Source organism: Eleftheria terrae (genome assembly GCF_030419005.1).
Classification (GTDB): Bacteria; Pseudomonadota; Gammaproteobacteria; order Burkholderiales; family Burkholderiaceae_C; genus Caldimonas; species Caldimonas terrae.
On sequence record NZ_CP106952.1, the window covers coordinates 103606 to 118282 of the forward strand.

Here is a 14677-nt window from a genome sequence, read left to right on the forward strand (position 1 = left end):
GTCTTCCGTGAGAGCGTCGAAGAACAGGCTGGCGTCAGCGTGGATGGCCGCCCGGCGGTGGACCGGCGGGCAGCAGCAGGTGGCGCACGAAGCGGGCAAGCCCGCGCGTGTAGCGGGGGCGGGTCTCCGGTTCGTAGGCCATGCGGTGCAGCCACTCCAGACCCGAGCGCGATACCCAGGCCGGGGCCCGGCGCTTGGTGCCGGCCCAGTGGCGCAGGCTGCCGCCGCCCACATGCCAGCACAGGGCCCGCGAGCAGATGTCCGCGGCCAGCAGCAGCACCTGTTCCGATCGGGGCGTGCCCATGCCGGCCAGCACGAGGTCCGCATCGCGGTGCTCCTGCAGGATGGCCACATAGTCCCGGTCTGGCAGAAAGCCGTGATGGCAGGCGACAAACTCGGCCGACGGCGCAGCCCGGGCCAAATGCTGGCGGGCCTGCCCGATCTCGGCCGCGGTCAGCCCCAGCAACACCACGCGGCCCCGCAGCAGTCCGGTGCGGACGCAATCGTCGAAGACGTGGTGCATGACCACCCGTGGCAGCCGCGCGCGGTTGAGCAGGCTGCCGGCAACCGCCACGCCGACCCCGTCCAGGCAAACCGCCTCGCACCGCTGGAGAAATGCCGCGACGCCCGGTTCAGCCACGCTGAGGTTGTAGACATGCGGATTGAGGAAGCCGAAGCTCGCGGCCGTTGCCATCTGCCCGCCGAGCCGCCGCCGCACCAGGGCGACCGACTCCTGCAGGCTGCCGACCTCAAGCCGCAGCGACCCGATCTTGACCGTGTGCAAGGGCAGGTGCTCCGTGGGCCGCGTAGTGGCGGTGGACCCGCTGCAAGGCAGCGTCCAGGTCGATGCGAGGCTGCCATCCGGTGTGGGCCTGCACCTTCTCGATGGAAGGTGACTTGGCGGACGCCTCGAGATAGCTCGGGCCGAAGCGTTGCACCGGGTCGACCGGCTCCAGCACCGAGTCCGACCCGCACAGGTCCCGGATGCGGGCTGCCAGGTCGCGGATGCTGACGGCATTGCCCGGGTGGCCGACGTTATAGGTCTCGCCGCTGATGCCGTGCTCCTGCACCGCGATCAGTCCACGCACCGTGTCCTCGGCATGGCAGAAGCAGCGCACCTGGCTGCCGCCGTGGAACAGGGGCAGGGGCCGGCCGGCCATGGCCTGCTCGAAGAAGGTCGGCACCACGAAGCCGATGCGCGAGCTCTGGTGCTCGCCCAGGGCGTTGAACGGCCGCACCACGGTCAAGCGAAACCCGTAGCGCGCCGCCATGTTCCGCAAGAGGTGCTCCGCCGCGAGCTTGCCGAGTGCGTACTCCATGCGGGTGCCGGTCTGCACCGCCACCGTCAGGTCGTCGCTTTCGTGCTGGCTGCCGCCCTTGCCGTAGACCTCCGACGAGGACACATACAACAGGCGCGCGCCGCAGGCCGCGGCGATTTCCCCGGCATGGACCGCAAGGTCGGTGATCTGCTTGGCCACGTAGCCGCTCATCGACAGGATGCCGAGCGAGCCCACCGGGCTGGCCAGGTGGTAGATGCGGTCGAACGGCCGGTGAGTCGGCATTGCCGCGAAGTCGCCGATGACGATCTCCGCCTTGCCTTGCAACCATCGGTGGTCGATGCGCGAGGAGCTGAGGTCATCGACCACCGTCAGGCGGATGCCGGGATCGTCCAGAAGCAGTTGCCGGACCAGATGCTGCCCAAGGAATCCGAGTCCGCCCGTCACCAGCACTCTCATGGATGTGTCGCTCCCTGAACTTCGACCAAACGTTTGACAGTGAAGCCTTCCGCGAAGGGATGCCCCGACTGCGCCCCGCGCAGCCGCGCCAGCGCCGTGACGAGTTCAGGCGAGCGATGACCGCGGACCTGAGAGGCATACAAGGAATAGCTGTGAAGCTTGTCGTCAATGGAGACCGGCCGGAAGTAGTTCGGCCCTTGCTCGCCACCATGGGGCCACAGCACCGAGTCGGGTTGCTCGAACGCCAGCACGCGGCGCACGAACCAGTTCCTGTCGTGCGGGCGCAGGGCGGTGATGGCTGCATCGTGCACGGCGCGATGGTCCTGGTTGTAGGAGGGCTGGGGCAAGAGCACCGTGTCGGGCCGGTGGCGTTGCAGGAGTTGCTCCATGACCGGAATCAAGGCCGTCACCTGGTAGGCATTGACCGTGTGCTCCAGCGCTTCCCACCGGAAACCGGACTTCCGCGCACTGCGCTCGACTTCGTCGAGGCGTTCCTGCCGGGAGACCTCGGCACGATCTTCGACGCCGAAGTACACGACATGGCAGGACGGCGTCAGGAACGAGTGGCAACCGAGAACTTCATCGTCCGCATGCGGGGAAAAGACGAGGACACGTTCGGGTGCGGTGGGCATGGAGTGTGTCGCGCAGGGCGCTTGAGCCGAAGCCATCGCGACCTATGCTGGGTGGTGCGATCCCGCCTGTCAACGATGCATTTGTGACTTTGCTGCAACCGGCTCCTCCCAGCCAGCAGCCCCGGCCCCGTGGGGCATGGCGGCTCCGTGCCGACAGCTTCGACTTGAAGATGAAACTTCGTGTCTTCGATTCCGCGGGCACCGCGGCCTGGCGTCGCCCACGCCGAAACGGCCCGCGACCGGTGCGACGCCGCTGCCGCGCGGCAGCGGCCCCTGGCCGCTCAAGCCCCTTGTTGCAGTACCTGCCGCAGCTCCTCAAGCCAGGCGATGGACGCTTCCTCGTAAAGAATGCCTCGCCGCAACAGCAGGTGGTGCAGGCGCTGGGTGCGCGTCAGGTCGGGGCCGGCGAAGTCGCGCCGCTCGATCTCGCGGTAGCGGACCAGCTGCTGCGCATGCGCTTGCAGCCGTTCCTCGATCTCGCCGTCGAGCTCGATCGCCGGCACCGCCGCGGCTGCGCGGACCTTCACCATCAAGCCATCGCGCAAGTCGATCGGCACGCTCGCCTCGTTGGCCCAGCGCGCCAGTTCGGCACGGCCCTTGGGCAGCACGCGGTACTCGCGCTTGCGCGTCTTGCCGGCATCCGCAGCCGGCTGGGACGCGATCCAGCCGCGCTCTTCCATGCGTGCCAGCTCCCGATAGATCTGCTGGTGGGTCGCGTGCCAGAAGTGGCCGATCGACTTGTCGAAGCGCTGGGCCAGGTCGTAGCCAGACGACGATTTCTCTGTCAGCGAGGTCAACAGGGCATGGGGCAAGGACATGGGGGCGAAGCATACGACACGGCCCGGCTATGCAACCAGTTGCATGAATGCGCCGACCGCCACTAGACTATGCAACTGGTTGCATTCCACCGCCCACGATTCGAGAGGAGACACCGATGACCCCCTACCCGCACCTGCTGGCCCCGCTGGACCTGGGCTTCACCACCCTTCGCAACCGCGTGCTGATGGGCTCGATGCATGTGGGGCTGGAGGAAGTGGACAACGGCTTCGAGCGGATGGCCGCCTTCTATGCCGAGCGGGCCCGTGGCGGGGTCGGCCTGATCGTCACCGGCGGCATCGCGCCCAATGACCGGGGCCGGCCCATGCCCGGCGGCGCCGCGATGACCACGCAAGCCGAGGCCGACAGGCACCGCGTGGTGACCCGGGCTGTGCACGAGGCCGGCGGGAAGATCTGCATGCAGATCCTGCACTTCGGCCGCTATGCCTACCACCCGCAGCTGGTGGCGCCCAGCGCCCTGAAGGCGCCCATCAACCAGTTCCGCCCCCATGCCCTCACCTCTTCCGAGGTCGAGCAGACCATCGAGGATTTCGCCAATGCCGCGGCGCTGGCTCAGGGCGCCGGCTACGACGGCGTGGAGATCATGGGCTCTGAGGGCTACCTGATCAACGAGTTCATCGCCGAGCAAACCAACCAGCGCAGCGACGAATGGGGCGGCAGCTACGAGCACCGCATCCGCTTCCCGCTGGAGATCGTGCGTCGCACCCGGGCGCGGGTCGGGCCCCACTTCATCATCATCTTCCGGCTTTCGATGCTGGACCTGGTGGAAGGCGGCTCCACGGTGGACGAGGTGGTCCGCCTCGCGCAGGCACTGGAAGGCGCAGGCGTGACGCTGCTCAACACCGGCATCGGCTGGCACGAGGCACGCATCCCCACCATCGCCACCAAGGTGCCTCGGGCGGCCTTCGCCTGGGTGACGCAGCAGCTGAAGGGCAAGGTCGGCATTCCGCTGGTGGCCACCAACCGCATCAACACGCCCGAGGTCGCCGAGCAGGTGCTGGCCGACGGCATGGCGGACATGGTGTCGATGGCGCGGCCCTTCCTTGCCGACCCGGACTTCGTCGCCAAGGCGGCGGCCGGCCGGGCGGACGAGATCAACACCTGCATCGGCTGCAACCAGGCCTGCCTCGACCACACCTTCGCGGGCAAGGTCACCTCCTGCCTGGTGAACCCGCGTGCCTGCCATGAAACGCTGCTGGTCGCGTCGCCCGCGCCGCGGCGCGAGTCCATCGCGGTGGTCGGGGCTGGCCCGGCGGGGCTGGCGTTCGCCACCACCGCGGCACGCCGCGGCTTCGACGTCACGCTGTTCGACGCCGCCGACGAGATCGGCGGCCAGTTCAACATCGCCAAGCAGGTGCCCGGCAAAGAGGAGTTCCACGAGACGCTGCGCTACTTCCGGCGGCAGCTCGAAATCACCGGCGTGCAGTTGCGCCTGGGGCAGGCCGTCAGCGCCACCGACCTGGTCGAGGCCGGCTTCCGCCACGTCGTGCTGGCCACCGGGGTGACGCCGCGCACGCTGCAGTTCGAGGGCGTGGACCATCCCAAGGTGCTGGGCTACCTGGACGTGTTGCGGGCCCAGCAGCCGGTGGGCGCCAAGGTGGCCATCATCGGCGCGGGCGGCATCGGCTTCGACGTGGCCGAGTACCTGCTGCACGAGGGTGTGTCGCCCAGCCTGGACGCCGCCCGGTTCTTCGATGAATGGGGCGTGGACCGCAGCGGCACCGCACGCGGCGGCCTGAAGCCGGCGCAGCGGCCACCGGCGCCTCGCAAGATCTGGCTGTTGCAGCGCAAGACCAGCAAGGTGGGTGACGGCCTGGGCAAGACGACGGGCTGGATCCACCGCGCCTCGCTGAAGCAGCGGGGCGTGGAGATGATCCCCGGGGTCAGCTACCGCAAGGTGGACGACGAAGGCCTGCACATCACGGTGGACGGCCGCGACCTCACCTTGCCGGTGGACCAGGTGATCGTCTGCGCCGGCCAGGAGCCGCAGCGGGAGCTGCAGGCCGGGCTGGAGGCCGCCGGCTGCCGTGTCCACCTCATCGGCGGTGCCGACCGGGCGATGGAGCTCGACGCCAAGCGGGCGATCGGCCAGGGGACCGAGCTCGCGCTGCGCTTTGACCCGGATGCGCCGCAGGCCGCAGAGCCGGCGCCATCATCCATGCCGGCACCGCGGCTTGCTCCGAAGGCCGCGCAGTCGCTGCAGGCCTGGCATGCCATGGTGCAGCAGGGCCGGATGTCCGGCTTGCCGGAGCTGCTGCACCCCCGTGCGGTGTTCCGCTCGCCAATGGCCCACACGCCCTACCCGGGCGCCCAGGCGGTGCAGCTGATCCTGGGCACCGTCATCCAGGTCTTCGAGGACTTTGCCTACCACCGTGAGTTCATCGATGCGGACGGCCAGAGCGTGGTGCTCGAGTTCAGCGCCACCGTGCAAGGCAAGCAGCTCAAGGGCATTGACATGATCCGCTTCGACGAGGACGGCAAGATCGTCGACTTCGAGGTGATGATCCGGCCAATGAGCGGCCTGCAGGCGCTGGGTGAGGAAATGGGGCGCCGGCTGGCGCCCTACCTGGCGGCGATGAAGACCGCCTGAACGCCGCTGCGAGCACGGGGCGGGAAGCGCCGTGCTCCAGCGCCGGCCTGGCCCGGCGCCGACCCACGGCAGCGCCCCCGGCGCGGCCCGCCAGGACCCTTCACTGCCGGCGCCTGCTCACACAAGAAGCAGGCCGCGGAAGCCGCGTGCGGCATAGTAGGACTGCACGCCGTTGTGATACACGAACACCCTGCCATAGCGGCGGTCGCCGAAGAGCGCCCCGCCCTGTGAACGGAGCTCCGGCGGCGTCCGGATCCAGCTGGAGGTCTTCGTGTCGAACTCGCCAAGTGCCTGCAGCGCCCGGTACTGGTCTTCCGTGAGCACCTCGATGCCCATGTCGGCCGCCATCTCGATCGCGCTGCCCTCGGGCTTGTGCTCCTTGCGTGCGTCCAGCGCGGCACGGTCGTAGCAGAGGCTCCTGCGGCCGCTCGGGCTTTCCCGCGAGCAATCGCAGAAGGTGAGGCGCTGGGTCTGCGGGTCCCTGCCGATCACGTCCGGCTCGCCGCCGGTCTGCTCCATGGCCAGGAGCGACTTCAGTGCATCGGCGCTGCCTTCGAGCCGGGCCTGGACGTCCGCCCACGCGATGCCGTGGTGGCGCTGCATGTTCTTCTCGAACCGCGCCTTCAATGCCTGGAGCAGTTCGCTGCGTTCTTGTGCCTTCATGTTCTTGGAGCCAGCTGGTGTTGAGTTGCAAGACAGGCGCCAGGGCCGCGACGGCTGGCACCTCCGGTGGCGCAACTGGCCGGTCCGGGCGGCAGCGCCGGCCTGGGTCACGGGCGAGCGCCCCTTGCGGCCGGGCAGGCACCGACCCACCGTCGGCCCTCCCCGATCGCGGGGCCGCCCCGGCTTGTTGCGGCCCCATTTATATCGCCGGCCGTCCGGCGCCGCCTCTCCGAACCTGCCATCCTGCGATCGCCTGGGGTCGCCGTGCCTTGCCGGGGCAGCGGGGACTGGGGCCGGGGCCGGTCCCGTACGCTCTGGCCCGGGGGAGGGAGGAAGGCGGGTCATCGGCGTCCACCAGCCCCACCCGCGCCCTCGCGGAGCGGTTCTCGTGCCGAGCGTTGCACGTCCAGCCTGTGGGGGGTGCGCAGGAGGGGGCCTTCCCCGAAGGGCGCCCCTGGCGGCCGTTCAGGGGTTCCGGCTCCCGGCGTCCGGTCCGCCTTGCCGCAGCGCCCACTCGATGTGCTCCGCCAGCAGCGGGCTGGCCGCTGCCAGTGCCTCGCGCAGGGCCTGCTCCATCGCCGGCTGCGGCCCGGCGCGCAGCGCGTTGCCCATCGCCACCGCCAGGTTGCGGCGCCAGCGTTCATGGCCGATGCGGCGGATCGGGCTGCCTTCGGTGTAGCGCAGGAAATCGGCTTCGCTCCACGCCCACAGGGTTAGCAGGGGGGGATCGGTCAGCGGCGCGCGGGCGTCGAAGTCCGGCAGAGAGGCACGCTGGGCGTACTTGTTCCAAGGGCAGGCGAGCTGGCAGTCGTCGCAACCATAGATGCGGTTGCCCATCAGCGGCCGCAGCTCCGGCGGAATCGGCCCGGCATGCTCGATCGTCAAATAGGAGATGCAGCGCCGGGCATCCAGCCGGTGCGGCGCCACGATGGCGCCGGTGGGGCAGGCCTGCAGGCAGGCGCTGCAGGAGCCGCAATGCGCGCTCTCGGGAGCGCTCGGCGGCAGCGCAAGGTCGAGGTAGATCTCGCCGAGGAAGAACATCGAGCCCGCCTCCCGGTGCAGCACCAGGGTGTGCTTGCCGCGCCAGCCCTGCCCGCTGCGGCTGGCCAGCTCGGCCTCCAGCACCGGTGCCGAATCGGTGAAGACGCGGTGGCCGAAGGGCCCCAGCCGCTCGGCCATGCGGTCGGCCAGCTTCTGCAAGCGCTGGCGCATCACCTTGTGGTAGTCGCGCCCGCGGGCATAGAGCGACACGGTGGCCGCTTCGGGTCGCCGCAGCCGGTCGAACTCCACCGCCTGCCAGCCGGGCGGCGTGCCGCGCGGCAGGTAGTCCATGCGGGCGGTGATCACGCTCACCGTGCCGGGCACCAGCTCCGCCGGCCGCGCCCGTTTCAGGCCGTGCGCCTCCATATAGGCCATCGATCCGTGAAATCCTTCGGCGAGCCAGGCCAGCAGGCCGGCCTCGGCACTGGCCAGGTCGACGCCCGCGACGCCGATCTGTGAAAATCCCAGCTCACGCGCCCACTGTCCGACCTCGGCCAGCAGGGCGGCGTGATCGACGACCTTGGATTGATGCATCCCCCGATTCTAGAAAGCCGCCGCCTGCACTGGGCCGACGAGGCCGCCTGTGCCGCCTTTGCGCAAGGCCTCGCCCGGCGGCCCGAACTGCGCACTGCCTTCATCGAACTGCAGGGCCCCCTGGGCGCCGGCAAGACGACCTTCGTGCGCCACCTGCTGCGCGCCCTGGGCGTCACCGGCCGCATCAAGAGCCCCACCTACGCGGTGATGGAGCCCTACGAGCTGCCTGGCCTGCCGGCCTGGCATTTCGACTTCTACCGCTTCGACGACCCCCGCGAATGGGAGGACGCCGGCTTTCGCGATGTCCTCGCCAGCCCCGGCCTCAAGCTGGTGGAATGGGCCGAGCGCGCCGGTGGCCTGCTGCCGGTCGCCGACCTGCGCATGGAACTTGCCACGGCGCCGGATGACCAACGCGAAGTGACCCTCACTGCCCACACCCCCCTCGGCCAGGCCTTGCTGGCTGCATGACCCCATGACACAGCGGCGCGAACTCCTTCGACATGCCGGCAGCCTGGTGCTGCTGCTCACCGCCCCCCGCCTCGCCTTCGGCGCCAGCATCGTGGCGGTGCGGGTGTGGCCTGCCGACGAATACACCCGCGTGACCCTGGAAAGCGACACGCCGCTGCAGGCCAAGCACTTCGTGGTGGGCAACCCCGACCGCATGGTGATCGACATCGAGGGCCTGGAGCTGAGCCCGGCCTTGCGCGAGATCGTCGGCAAGGTGCGGGCGGATGATCCCTACATCGCCGGCGTGCGGGTCGGCCAGAACCAGCCCCGCGTGGTGCGGCTGGTCATCGACCTGAAGCAGGCCGCACTGCCGCAGATGTTCACCCTGGCACCGGTGGCCCACTACCAGCACCGGCTGGTGTTCGACCTCCACCCCACCGTGGAGCCCGATCCGTTGCTGGCGCTGATCCGCGACAAGGAAAAGGCGGAGCGACAGGCCCAGGCGGCCATCAACGACGCGCTCGGCGAGTTCATCGACCGCAGCAAGGGCAACAACAGCAAGCCGCCGGCCGCCCCGCCGCCGGTGGCAGCGGCCTCGGCCCCGCCCGAGTCACCGGCCGCCGGGCCGGCGGCGCCCCCGGGCCCCGGTACGCGCAAGGCCGAGCTGGACGCGAAGGAAAAGAAGAAGATCGACCGCCTAGTCATCGTGGCGCTGGATCCCGGCCATGGCGGCGAGGACCCGGGGGCCATCGGGCCCAGCGGGCTGAAGGAGAAGGACGTGGTGCTGCAGATCGCGCGCAAGCTGCGCGAGCGCATCAACGCCGAGCCCAACATGCGGGCCCTGATGACCCGCGACTCGGACTTCTTCGTGCCGTTGAACCAGCGGGTGGACAAGGCCCGCCGGGTGCAGGCCGACCTGTTCATCTCGGTGCACGCCGATGCCTTCATCACGCCGCAGGCGCGCGGCGCCTCGGTCTTCGCGCTGTCCGAGCGCGGGGCCACCAGCACCGCCGCGCGCTGGATCGCGCAGAAGGAAAACGCGGCCGACCTGGTGGGCGGCGTCAACGTGAAGCATGCCGACAGCCATGTGATGCGGGCCCTGCTCGACATGTCCACCACCGCCCAGATCAATGACAGCCTGCGTGTCGGCAGCGAGGTGCTGGGCCAGATCGGCAAGGTCGGCAAGCTGCACAAGTCGCGGGTCGAGCAGGCCGGCTTCGCGGTGCTGAAGGCCCCCGACATTCCCTCGATCCTGGTGGAAACCGCCTTCATCTCCAATCCCGAGGAAGAGTCCAAGCTCAAGAGCGCCGACTACCAGGAAGAACTGGTGGATGCCATCATGACCGGCATCCGGCGCTACTTCGCCAAGAACCCGCCGCTGGCCCGCAACCGGCAGCTCTGACGGCGCAGCGGCGGCCGGCCGACCCTCACGCTCCCCCTTCGCGCAGCCACTCGCCCAGCCGTGCCAGCGTGACAGGCTGCGGCGTGCACAGGTCGTCGCAGACCCGCAGCGCACCGTCGAACGGGCCGGCCGCGAAGTAGGCGCTGCGCGTGATGACGGTGGCGATGCCGGCGGCCCGGGCCGCGGCCAGCCCGTTTGGCGAGTCTTCCAGCGCCACCGCCTCGACGGGCCGGCAGCCCAGCCGCTGCAAGGCCAGCCGGTAGGCCTGGGGGTCGGGCTTCTTGCGAGGCGCGTCTTCGGCACACACCACCGCGGCGAAGCGGCCCGGCCAGCCGGCTCCCAGCGCGGGGCGCAGCAGGGCCTCCACATTGGCCCGGCCACTGGTGGTGGCGATCGCCTGGGCCACGCCCAGGCTGCGGCCCTCCTCCATCAGCGCCCGGACACCCGGCCGCAGCGGCAGGCCGGCACCCGCGAGCCGCTCGAGGTGGAAGCGGTTCTTGCGACGGTGCAGTTCGCCGGCCAGCCGTTCGCGCGCGGCTCCCGGCGGCGGGGCGTCCGGCCGCTGGGCCAGGTCGTGCAGCAGGCGCTCGTAACCACCGGCCACCTGCAGCAGCCGGCCATAGTCGGATTCGCTCCAGCGCCATGGCAGGCCCATCGACTCGAAGGCGAGGTTGAAGGCCACGCGGTGGCCATCCCGCTCGGTCTCGGCCACCGTGCCGTCAATGTCCCAGATGAGCGCGCGCAGCACGGCCGGCGCCTCAGCCGGCGGCCGGCAGTGCGCGCTGCAGGGCGTCGAGGTGCAGCACCACGTGTTCGGCCAGCCGCTCGGCGGTGAGCCCGAAGTGGCGCGACAGCTCCGCGGCCGGCGCGGAGGCGCCATAGCCATCCAGCCCCAGCGCCGCCACGCAGCCGTACTGGCTCCACCACCGCGTCACGCCGGCCTCGACGCCAAAGCGGGGCAGGCCCGGCGGCAGCACCTGCGCTTGCCACTCGTCGGGCTGGCGGTCGAACACGCTGCTGCAGGGCATGGAGACAATGCGCACCGGCACGCCACGCGCATCGAGCAGTCCCTGGGCCTGCACCGCGAGCCCCACCTCCGAGCCGGTGGCCAGCAGCACGGCCAGCGCCTGTGGCCGGTCGCTGAGCACGTAGGCACCCTGCTGAATGGCGGTGACCTGCTCCGCATTGCGACGCTGCGCCGGCAACACCTGGCGCGACAGCAGCAGGGCACTGGGTCCCGGCCGCTGCACCGCGCTGCTCCAGGCCACCGCGGTCTCTGCGGTGTCGCAGGGACGCCAGACATCCAGCCCGGGAATCAGCCGCAAGCTGGCCGCATGCTCGACGGGCTGGTGCGTCGGCCCGTCCTCGCCCAGGCCGATGGAGTCGTGCGTCAGCACATGCACCACCCGGCAGCGCATGAGTGCCGCCATGCGCAGGGCATTGCGGCTGTAGTCGCTGAAGGTGAGGAAGGTGCCGCCATACGGCAGCCAGCCGCCATGCAGCGCCAGGCCGTTCATCACGGCGGCCATGCCGAATTCGCGCACGCCGTAGTGAATGTGCCGCCCGCCCGGCCGGTCGCCGGCCACCGCGCCGCAGCGGGGAAAGTCGGTGAGCGTCGAGCCGGTGAGGTCGGCCGAGCCGCCCAGCAGCTCCGGCAGTGCATGGGCGAGCGCCGCCAGCACCTGCTGCGAGGCCCGGCGGGTGGCCACCGCCTCGGTGCTGGCGCCGAAACCGGCCAGCAGGGGCAGCAGCGTTTCCTGGAAGTCGCCGGGCAGTTCGCCGCGCAGACGGCGCTCGAATTCCGTGGCCAGCCGGGGGTGGGCGTCGCGGTAGGCTGCCAGCCGGGCATGCCAGTGCTGCCGCCATGCTGCGCCGCGCGCCCGGGCGTCCCAGGCGGCATAGACCGGCGGCGGGATGTGAAACGGCGGATGCGGCCAGCCGATGGCCTCGCGCGTCAGCTGCACCTCGGCTTCGCCCAGCGCTTCGCCATGTGCCTTCGCGCTGCCGGCCCGGTGCGGCGAGCCGCGGCCGATCTCGGTGCGGCAGACGATGAGCGTTGGCCGCTCGCTGTCCGGCGCCGTCGCCTGCCGCAGCGCCGCATCGACCGCCGCCACGTCATGGCCGTCAATCGGTCCGAGCACCTGCCAGCCATAGGCGCGAAAGCGCGCCGGCGTGTCGTCCGGGAACCAGGGGCCGACCGGGCCGTCGATCGAGATGCCGTTGTCGTCGTACAGCACCACCAGCTTGCGCAGCCGCCAGGCGGCAGCCAGCGAGCAGGCCTCATGGCTGATGCCCTCCATCAGGCAGCCGTCGCCCACGAATGCGAAGGTGCGGTGGTCCACCACCGCGTGGCCTTCGCGATTGAACTCATCGGCCAGCAGCTTCTCGGCCAGGGCCATGCCGACCGCGTTGGCCAGGCCCTGGCCCAGCGGCCCGGTGGTGGTCTCCACGCCGGGCGTGTGGCCCACCTCGGGGTGTCCGGGCGTCAGGCTGTGCAGCTGGCGGAAGCGCCGCAGCTCCTGCATCGGCAGGTCGTAGCCGCTGAGGTGCAGCAGGGCATACAGCAGCATGGACGCATGGCCGTTGGACAGCACGAACCGGTCGCGGTCGGGCCATTGCGGGTCGGCCGGGTCGTGCCGCAGGTGGCGGCCCCACAGCGCCACCGCCATCTCCGCCATGCCCATGGGCGCGCCGGGATGGCCACTGCGGGCCTGTTGCACCGCGTCCATCGCCAGTGCGCGCAGTGCGTTGGCCATCTGGCGGTCGGTGTCGTCGGGGTGGTCGGGATGCATGGCGTTCTCCTTGCCTCAGGCGTGTTGCGCGCGGCCGATCTCGACCAGGCGCAGGATCATCGGGGTCAGGATCAGTTGCATCGCGAGATCCATGCGGCCGCCCGGCACGACGATGGTGTTGGCCCGCGACATGAAGGAGTCACCGATCATCGACAGCAGATACGGGAAGTCGATGCCGCGCGGATTGCGGAAGCGGATCACCGTCATGCTCTCGCCGGCGGTCGGAATGTCGCGGGCGATGAAGGGGTTGGAGGTGTCCACCACCGGCACCCGCTGGAAGTTGATGTCGGTCTCGGCAAACTGCGGGCAGATGTAGTGCACGTAGTCGTACATGCGCCGCAGGATGGTGTCGGCCACCGCTTCCTTCGAGTAGCCGCGTTCATGGGTGTCGCGGTGGATCTTCTGGATCCACTCGAGGTTGATGATGGGCACCACGCCGATCTTCAGGTCCGCATGGCGTGCCAGGTCCACCTGCGCGGTGCGCACGCAGCCGTGCAGGCCTTCGTAGAACAGCAGGTCGGTGTCCACCGGCGTGTCCTGCCAGGGCGTGAAGGTGCCGACGTCCTGGCCATGGCGGGCCGCCTCGTCGCTGTTGTGCAGGTAGTGGCGCGTCCGGCAGCGGCCTGCCTCGCCGTAGGCCCGGAACTCGCGCTCCAGCAGGGCCCACTCATTCGCCTCCGGCCCGAAGTGGCTCATCGGCCGGCCCTCGCGGTCGGCCGCCTCGACGCAGGCCTTCATGGCATGGCGGGTGTGGCGGTGGAAGGCATCACCTTCGATCATCGCGGCCCGTATGCCTTCACGACGGAAGATGTTGTCGAAGGTGCGCTTGACGGTGCTCGTGCCGGCGCCGCTGGAGCCGGTGACGGCAATGACGGGATGTTTCCTCGACATGGGGGGCTCCTGTGCGCCGCGCTCAGGCGTGCGGCTGGATGAAGAGGGAGCGGTGCTTGAACAGCTGCCAGGTGACGTTCTCGTTGGGGTCGGCGTGGTAGCGGACGATGCGCTCCACCTCCTCCCGCGATCCGAGAATCACCGGCACACGCTGGTGCAGAACATCGGGCACCACCTCCAGCAGCGCGGTCGTGCCGGTCACCGCGGCGCCGCCCGCCTGCTGCATCAGCCAGGCCATCGGCGCCGCCTCGTACAAGAGCCGCAGCCGGCCCGGCTTGAGCGGCAGGCGGCCATCGCGCGGGTACAGGAACACGCCGCCGCGCGAAAGGATGCGGTGCACCTCGGCGACCAGGCTGGCCACCCAGCGCATGTTGAAGTCGCGCCCGCGCGGGCCGGCCTCGCCCGCGACGCATTCGGCCACGTAGCGCTGCACCGGCTTCTCCCAGTGCCGCTGATTGGAAGCGTTGATGGCGAATTCGGACGTGGCGGCAGGCACCTGCAGCCCCTCGCCGGTGAGCCACCAGGCGCCGGTCTGGGGATCGAAGGTGAAGCGGCTCACACCCTGGCCGGTGGCCAGCACCAGCACGGTGGCCGGGCCGTAGACCACATAGCCGGCTGCCAGCTGGCGCCAGCCCGGCTGCAGGAAGGAGGCGGTGGTGGGCGCCGCCGAGCGCAGCACATGCGGCAACACCGAGAAGATGGTGCCCACCGAGATGTTGGACTCGATGTTGGACGAGCCGTCCAGCGGGTCGAACACCACCAGGCAGTCGCCGCGGCAGGCATGGGTGGCCGACGCGATCGGCTCGGCATGCTCCTCGCTGGCCCAGCCCGCCACCTGTGGACAGGCTGCCAACGCTTGCGACAGGCAGGCATCGGCCAGCAGGTCGAGCCGCTGCTGCGCCTCGCCGCTCGCGTTGGCGCTGCCGGCCGCGCCGTGGGCGGCGGCCAGTTCGCCCCGCCTGGCGATGCGGGCGATCTCGGCACACGCGGAGGCGATGGCCAGCAGCACCGGTGCCAGGGAGGGCGCCCGCTCGGCGAGCCAGGCGGCAAGATCGGGAGGCGGATTCATCGGGGGCTCTCCTTGCGTTGGCCACGAACGCGGTGGACGGCGG

Annotated in this window: 13 protein-coding genes; 3 read left to right on the forward strand and 10 right to left on the reverse strand. The window is 70.3% G+C overall.

The features are described from left to right. Positions 1-34: 34 nt before the first annotated feature. From N7L95_RS24810 to N7L95_RS24825, 4 genes are all read right to left on the reverse strand, one after another. Positions 35-784, reverse strand: a complete 750-nt coding sequence (locus N7L95_RS24810; protein WP_301260301.1) for a WecB/TagA/CpsF family glycosyltransferase — start codon at positions 782-784, stop codon at positions 35-37. Continuing rightward, the gene (locus tag N7L95_RS24815; RefSeq protein WP_301260302.1) at positions 750-1736 is read right to left on the reverse strand and encodes an NAD-dependent epimerase/dehydratase family protein; all 987 of its coding nucleotides are present in this window, start codon (positions 1734-1736) and stop codon (positions 750-752) included. Before N7L95_RS24815 ends, N7L95_RS24810 begins: the two co-directional genes overlap by 35 nt. Beyond that, the gene (locus tag N7L95_RS24820) at positions 1733-2368 is read right to left on the reverse strand and encodes a PIG-L deacetylase family protein (protein ID WP_301260303.1); all 636 of its coding nucleotides are present in this window, start codon (positions 2366-2368) and stop codon (positions 1733-1735) included. The genes N7L95_RS24815 and N7L95_RS24820 overlap by 4 nt, the downstream gene beginning before the upstream one ends. A 281-nt stretch (positions 2369-2649) precedes the next feature. Next, positions 2650-3186: a PadR family transcriptional regulator gene (locus N7L95_RS24825; protein WP_301260304.1), complete on the reverse strand. Its 537-nt coding sequence runs from the start codon at positions 3184-3186 to the stop codon at positions 2650-2652. 116 nt (positions 3187-3302) lie between these two features. On the opposite strand from N7L95_RS24825, the gene N7L95_RS24830 reads away from it, so the two are divergent. Then, on the forward strand, positions 3303-5795 hold the full coding sequence (locus N7L95_RS24830; RefSeq protein WP_435870115.1) for an oxidoreductase: 2493 nt from the start codon (positions 3303-3305) through the stop codon (positions 5793-5795). Between the two features lie 117 nt (positions 5796-5912). On the opposite strand, the gene N7L95_RS24840 is transcribed toward N7L95_RS24830, so the two are convergent. Together N7L95_RS24840 and queG are read right to left on the reverse strand one after the other, a co-directional pair. After that, on the reverse strand, positions 5913-6458 hold the full coding sequence (locus tag N7L95_RS24840; protein ID WP_301260305.1) for a DUF4256 domain-containing protein: 546 nt from the start codon (positions 6456-6458) through the stop codon (positions 5913-5915). A 465-nt stretch (positions 6459-6923) separates the two neighbouring features. Further along, positions 6924-8033 carry a tRNA epoxyqueuosine(34) reductase QueG gene (gene queG / locus N7L95_RS24845; RefSeq protein WP_301260306.1) on the reverse strand — a complete coding sequence of 370 codons (1110 nt, stop codon included), beginning with the start codon at positions 8031-8033 and terminating at the stop codon, positions 6924-6926. Here queG and tsaE point away from each other — a divergent pair. After that, the gene (tsaE, locus tag N7L95_RS24850; protein WP_301260729.1) at positions 8028-8501 is read left to right on the forward strand and encodes a tRNA (adenosine(37)-N6)-threonylcarbamoyltransferase complex ATPase subunit type 1 TsaE; all 474 of its coding nucleotides are present in this window, start codon (positions 8028-8030) and stop codon (positions 8499-8501) included. The two genes, queG and tsaE, sit on opposite strands and share 6 nt — an antisense overlap. 4 nt (positions 8502-8505) lie before the next feature. Next, positions 8506-9882, forward strand: coding sequence for an N-acetylmuramoyl-L-alanine amidase (locus N7L95_RS24855; protein WP_301260307.1), 1377 nt, complete (start codon positions 8506-8508; stop codon positions 9880-9882). Positions 9883-9907: 25 nt separating this feature from the next. Here the strand turns inward: N7L95_RS24855 and N7L95_RS24860 are convergent, their stop codons facing one another. Genes N7L95_RS24860 through N7L95_RS24875 form a run of 4 tightly spaced genes read right to left on the reverse strand, consistent with a single transcriptional unit; the run spans position 9908 to position 14634 of the window. Next, positions 9908-10630, reverse strand: a complete 723-nt coding sequence (locus N7L95_RS24860) for an HAD-IA family hydrolase (protein ID WP_301260308.1) — start codon at positions 10628-10630, stop codon at positions 9908-9910. A 10-nt stretch (positions 10631-10640) separates the two neighbouring features. Then, entirely contained in the window at positions 10641-12674 is a 2034-nt protein-coding gene (tkt, locus tag N7L95_RS24865) for a transketolase (RefSeq protein WP_301260309.1), read from the reverse strand. 15 nt (positions 12675-12689) lie between these two features. Beyond that, entirely contained in the window at positions 12690-13565 is an 876-nt protein-coding gene (locus N7L95_RS24870; RefSeq protein ID WP_301260310.1) for a phosphoribulokinase, read from the reverse strand. 22 nt (positions 13566-13587) lie between these two features. Continuing rightward, a complete protein-coding gene (locus N7L95_RS24875) occupies positions 13588-14634 on the reverse strand; it encodes a class 1 fructose-bisphosphatase (protein ID WP_301260311.1) in 1047 nt (348 codons plus the stop codon). Between the last annotated feature and the right edge of the window lie 43 nt (positions 14635-14677).

Bases quoted from the DNA above. Each gene is read 5' to 3' on its own strand.
- N7L95_RS24815 (WP_301260302.1), bottom strand. From the start codon at position 1,736: ATGAGAGTGCTGGTGACGGGCGGACTCGGATTCCTTGGGCAGCATCTG.
- N7L95_RS24820 (WP_301260303.1), bottom strand. From the start codon at position 2,368: ATGCCCACCGCACCCGAACGTGTCCTCGTCTTTTCCCCGCATGCGGAC.
- N7L95_RS24825 (WP_301260304.1), bottom strand. From the start codon at position 3,186: ATGTCCTTGCCCCATGCCCTGTTGACCTCGCTGACAGAGAAATCGTCG.
- N7L95_RS24830 (WP_435870115.1), top strand. From the start codon at position 3,303: ATGACCCCCTACCCGCACCTGCTGGCCCCGCTGGACCTGGGCTTCACC.
- N7L95_RS24840 (WP_301260305.1), bottom strand. From the start codon at position 6,458: ATGAAGGCACAAGAACGCAGCGAACTGCTCCAGGCATTGAAGGCGCGG.
- tsaE (WP_301260729.1), top strand. From the start codon at position 8,028: ATGCATCCCCCGATTCTAGAAAGCCGCCGCCTGCACTGGGCCGACGAG.
- queG (WP_301260306.1), bottom strand. From the start codon at position 8,033: ATGCATCAATCCAAGGTCGTCGATCACGCCGCCCTGCTGGCCGAGGTC.
- N7L95_RS24855 (WP_301260307.1), top strand. From the start codon at position 8,506: ATGACACAGCGGCGCGAACTCCTTCGACATGCCGGCAGCCTGGTGCTG.
- tkt (WP_301260309.1), bottom strand. From the start codon at position 12,674: ATGCATCCCGACCACCCCGACGACACCGACCGCCAGATGGCCAACGCA.
- N7L95_RS24870 (WP_301260310.1), bottom strand. From the start codon at position 13,565: ATGTCGAGGAAACATCCCGTCATTGCCGTCACCGGCTCCAGCGGCGCC.
- N7L95_RS24875 (WP_301260311.1), bottom strand. From the start codon at position 14,634: ATGAATCCGCCTCCCGATCTTGCCGCCTGGCTCGCCGAGCGGGCGCCC.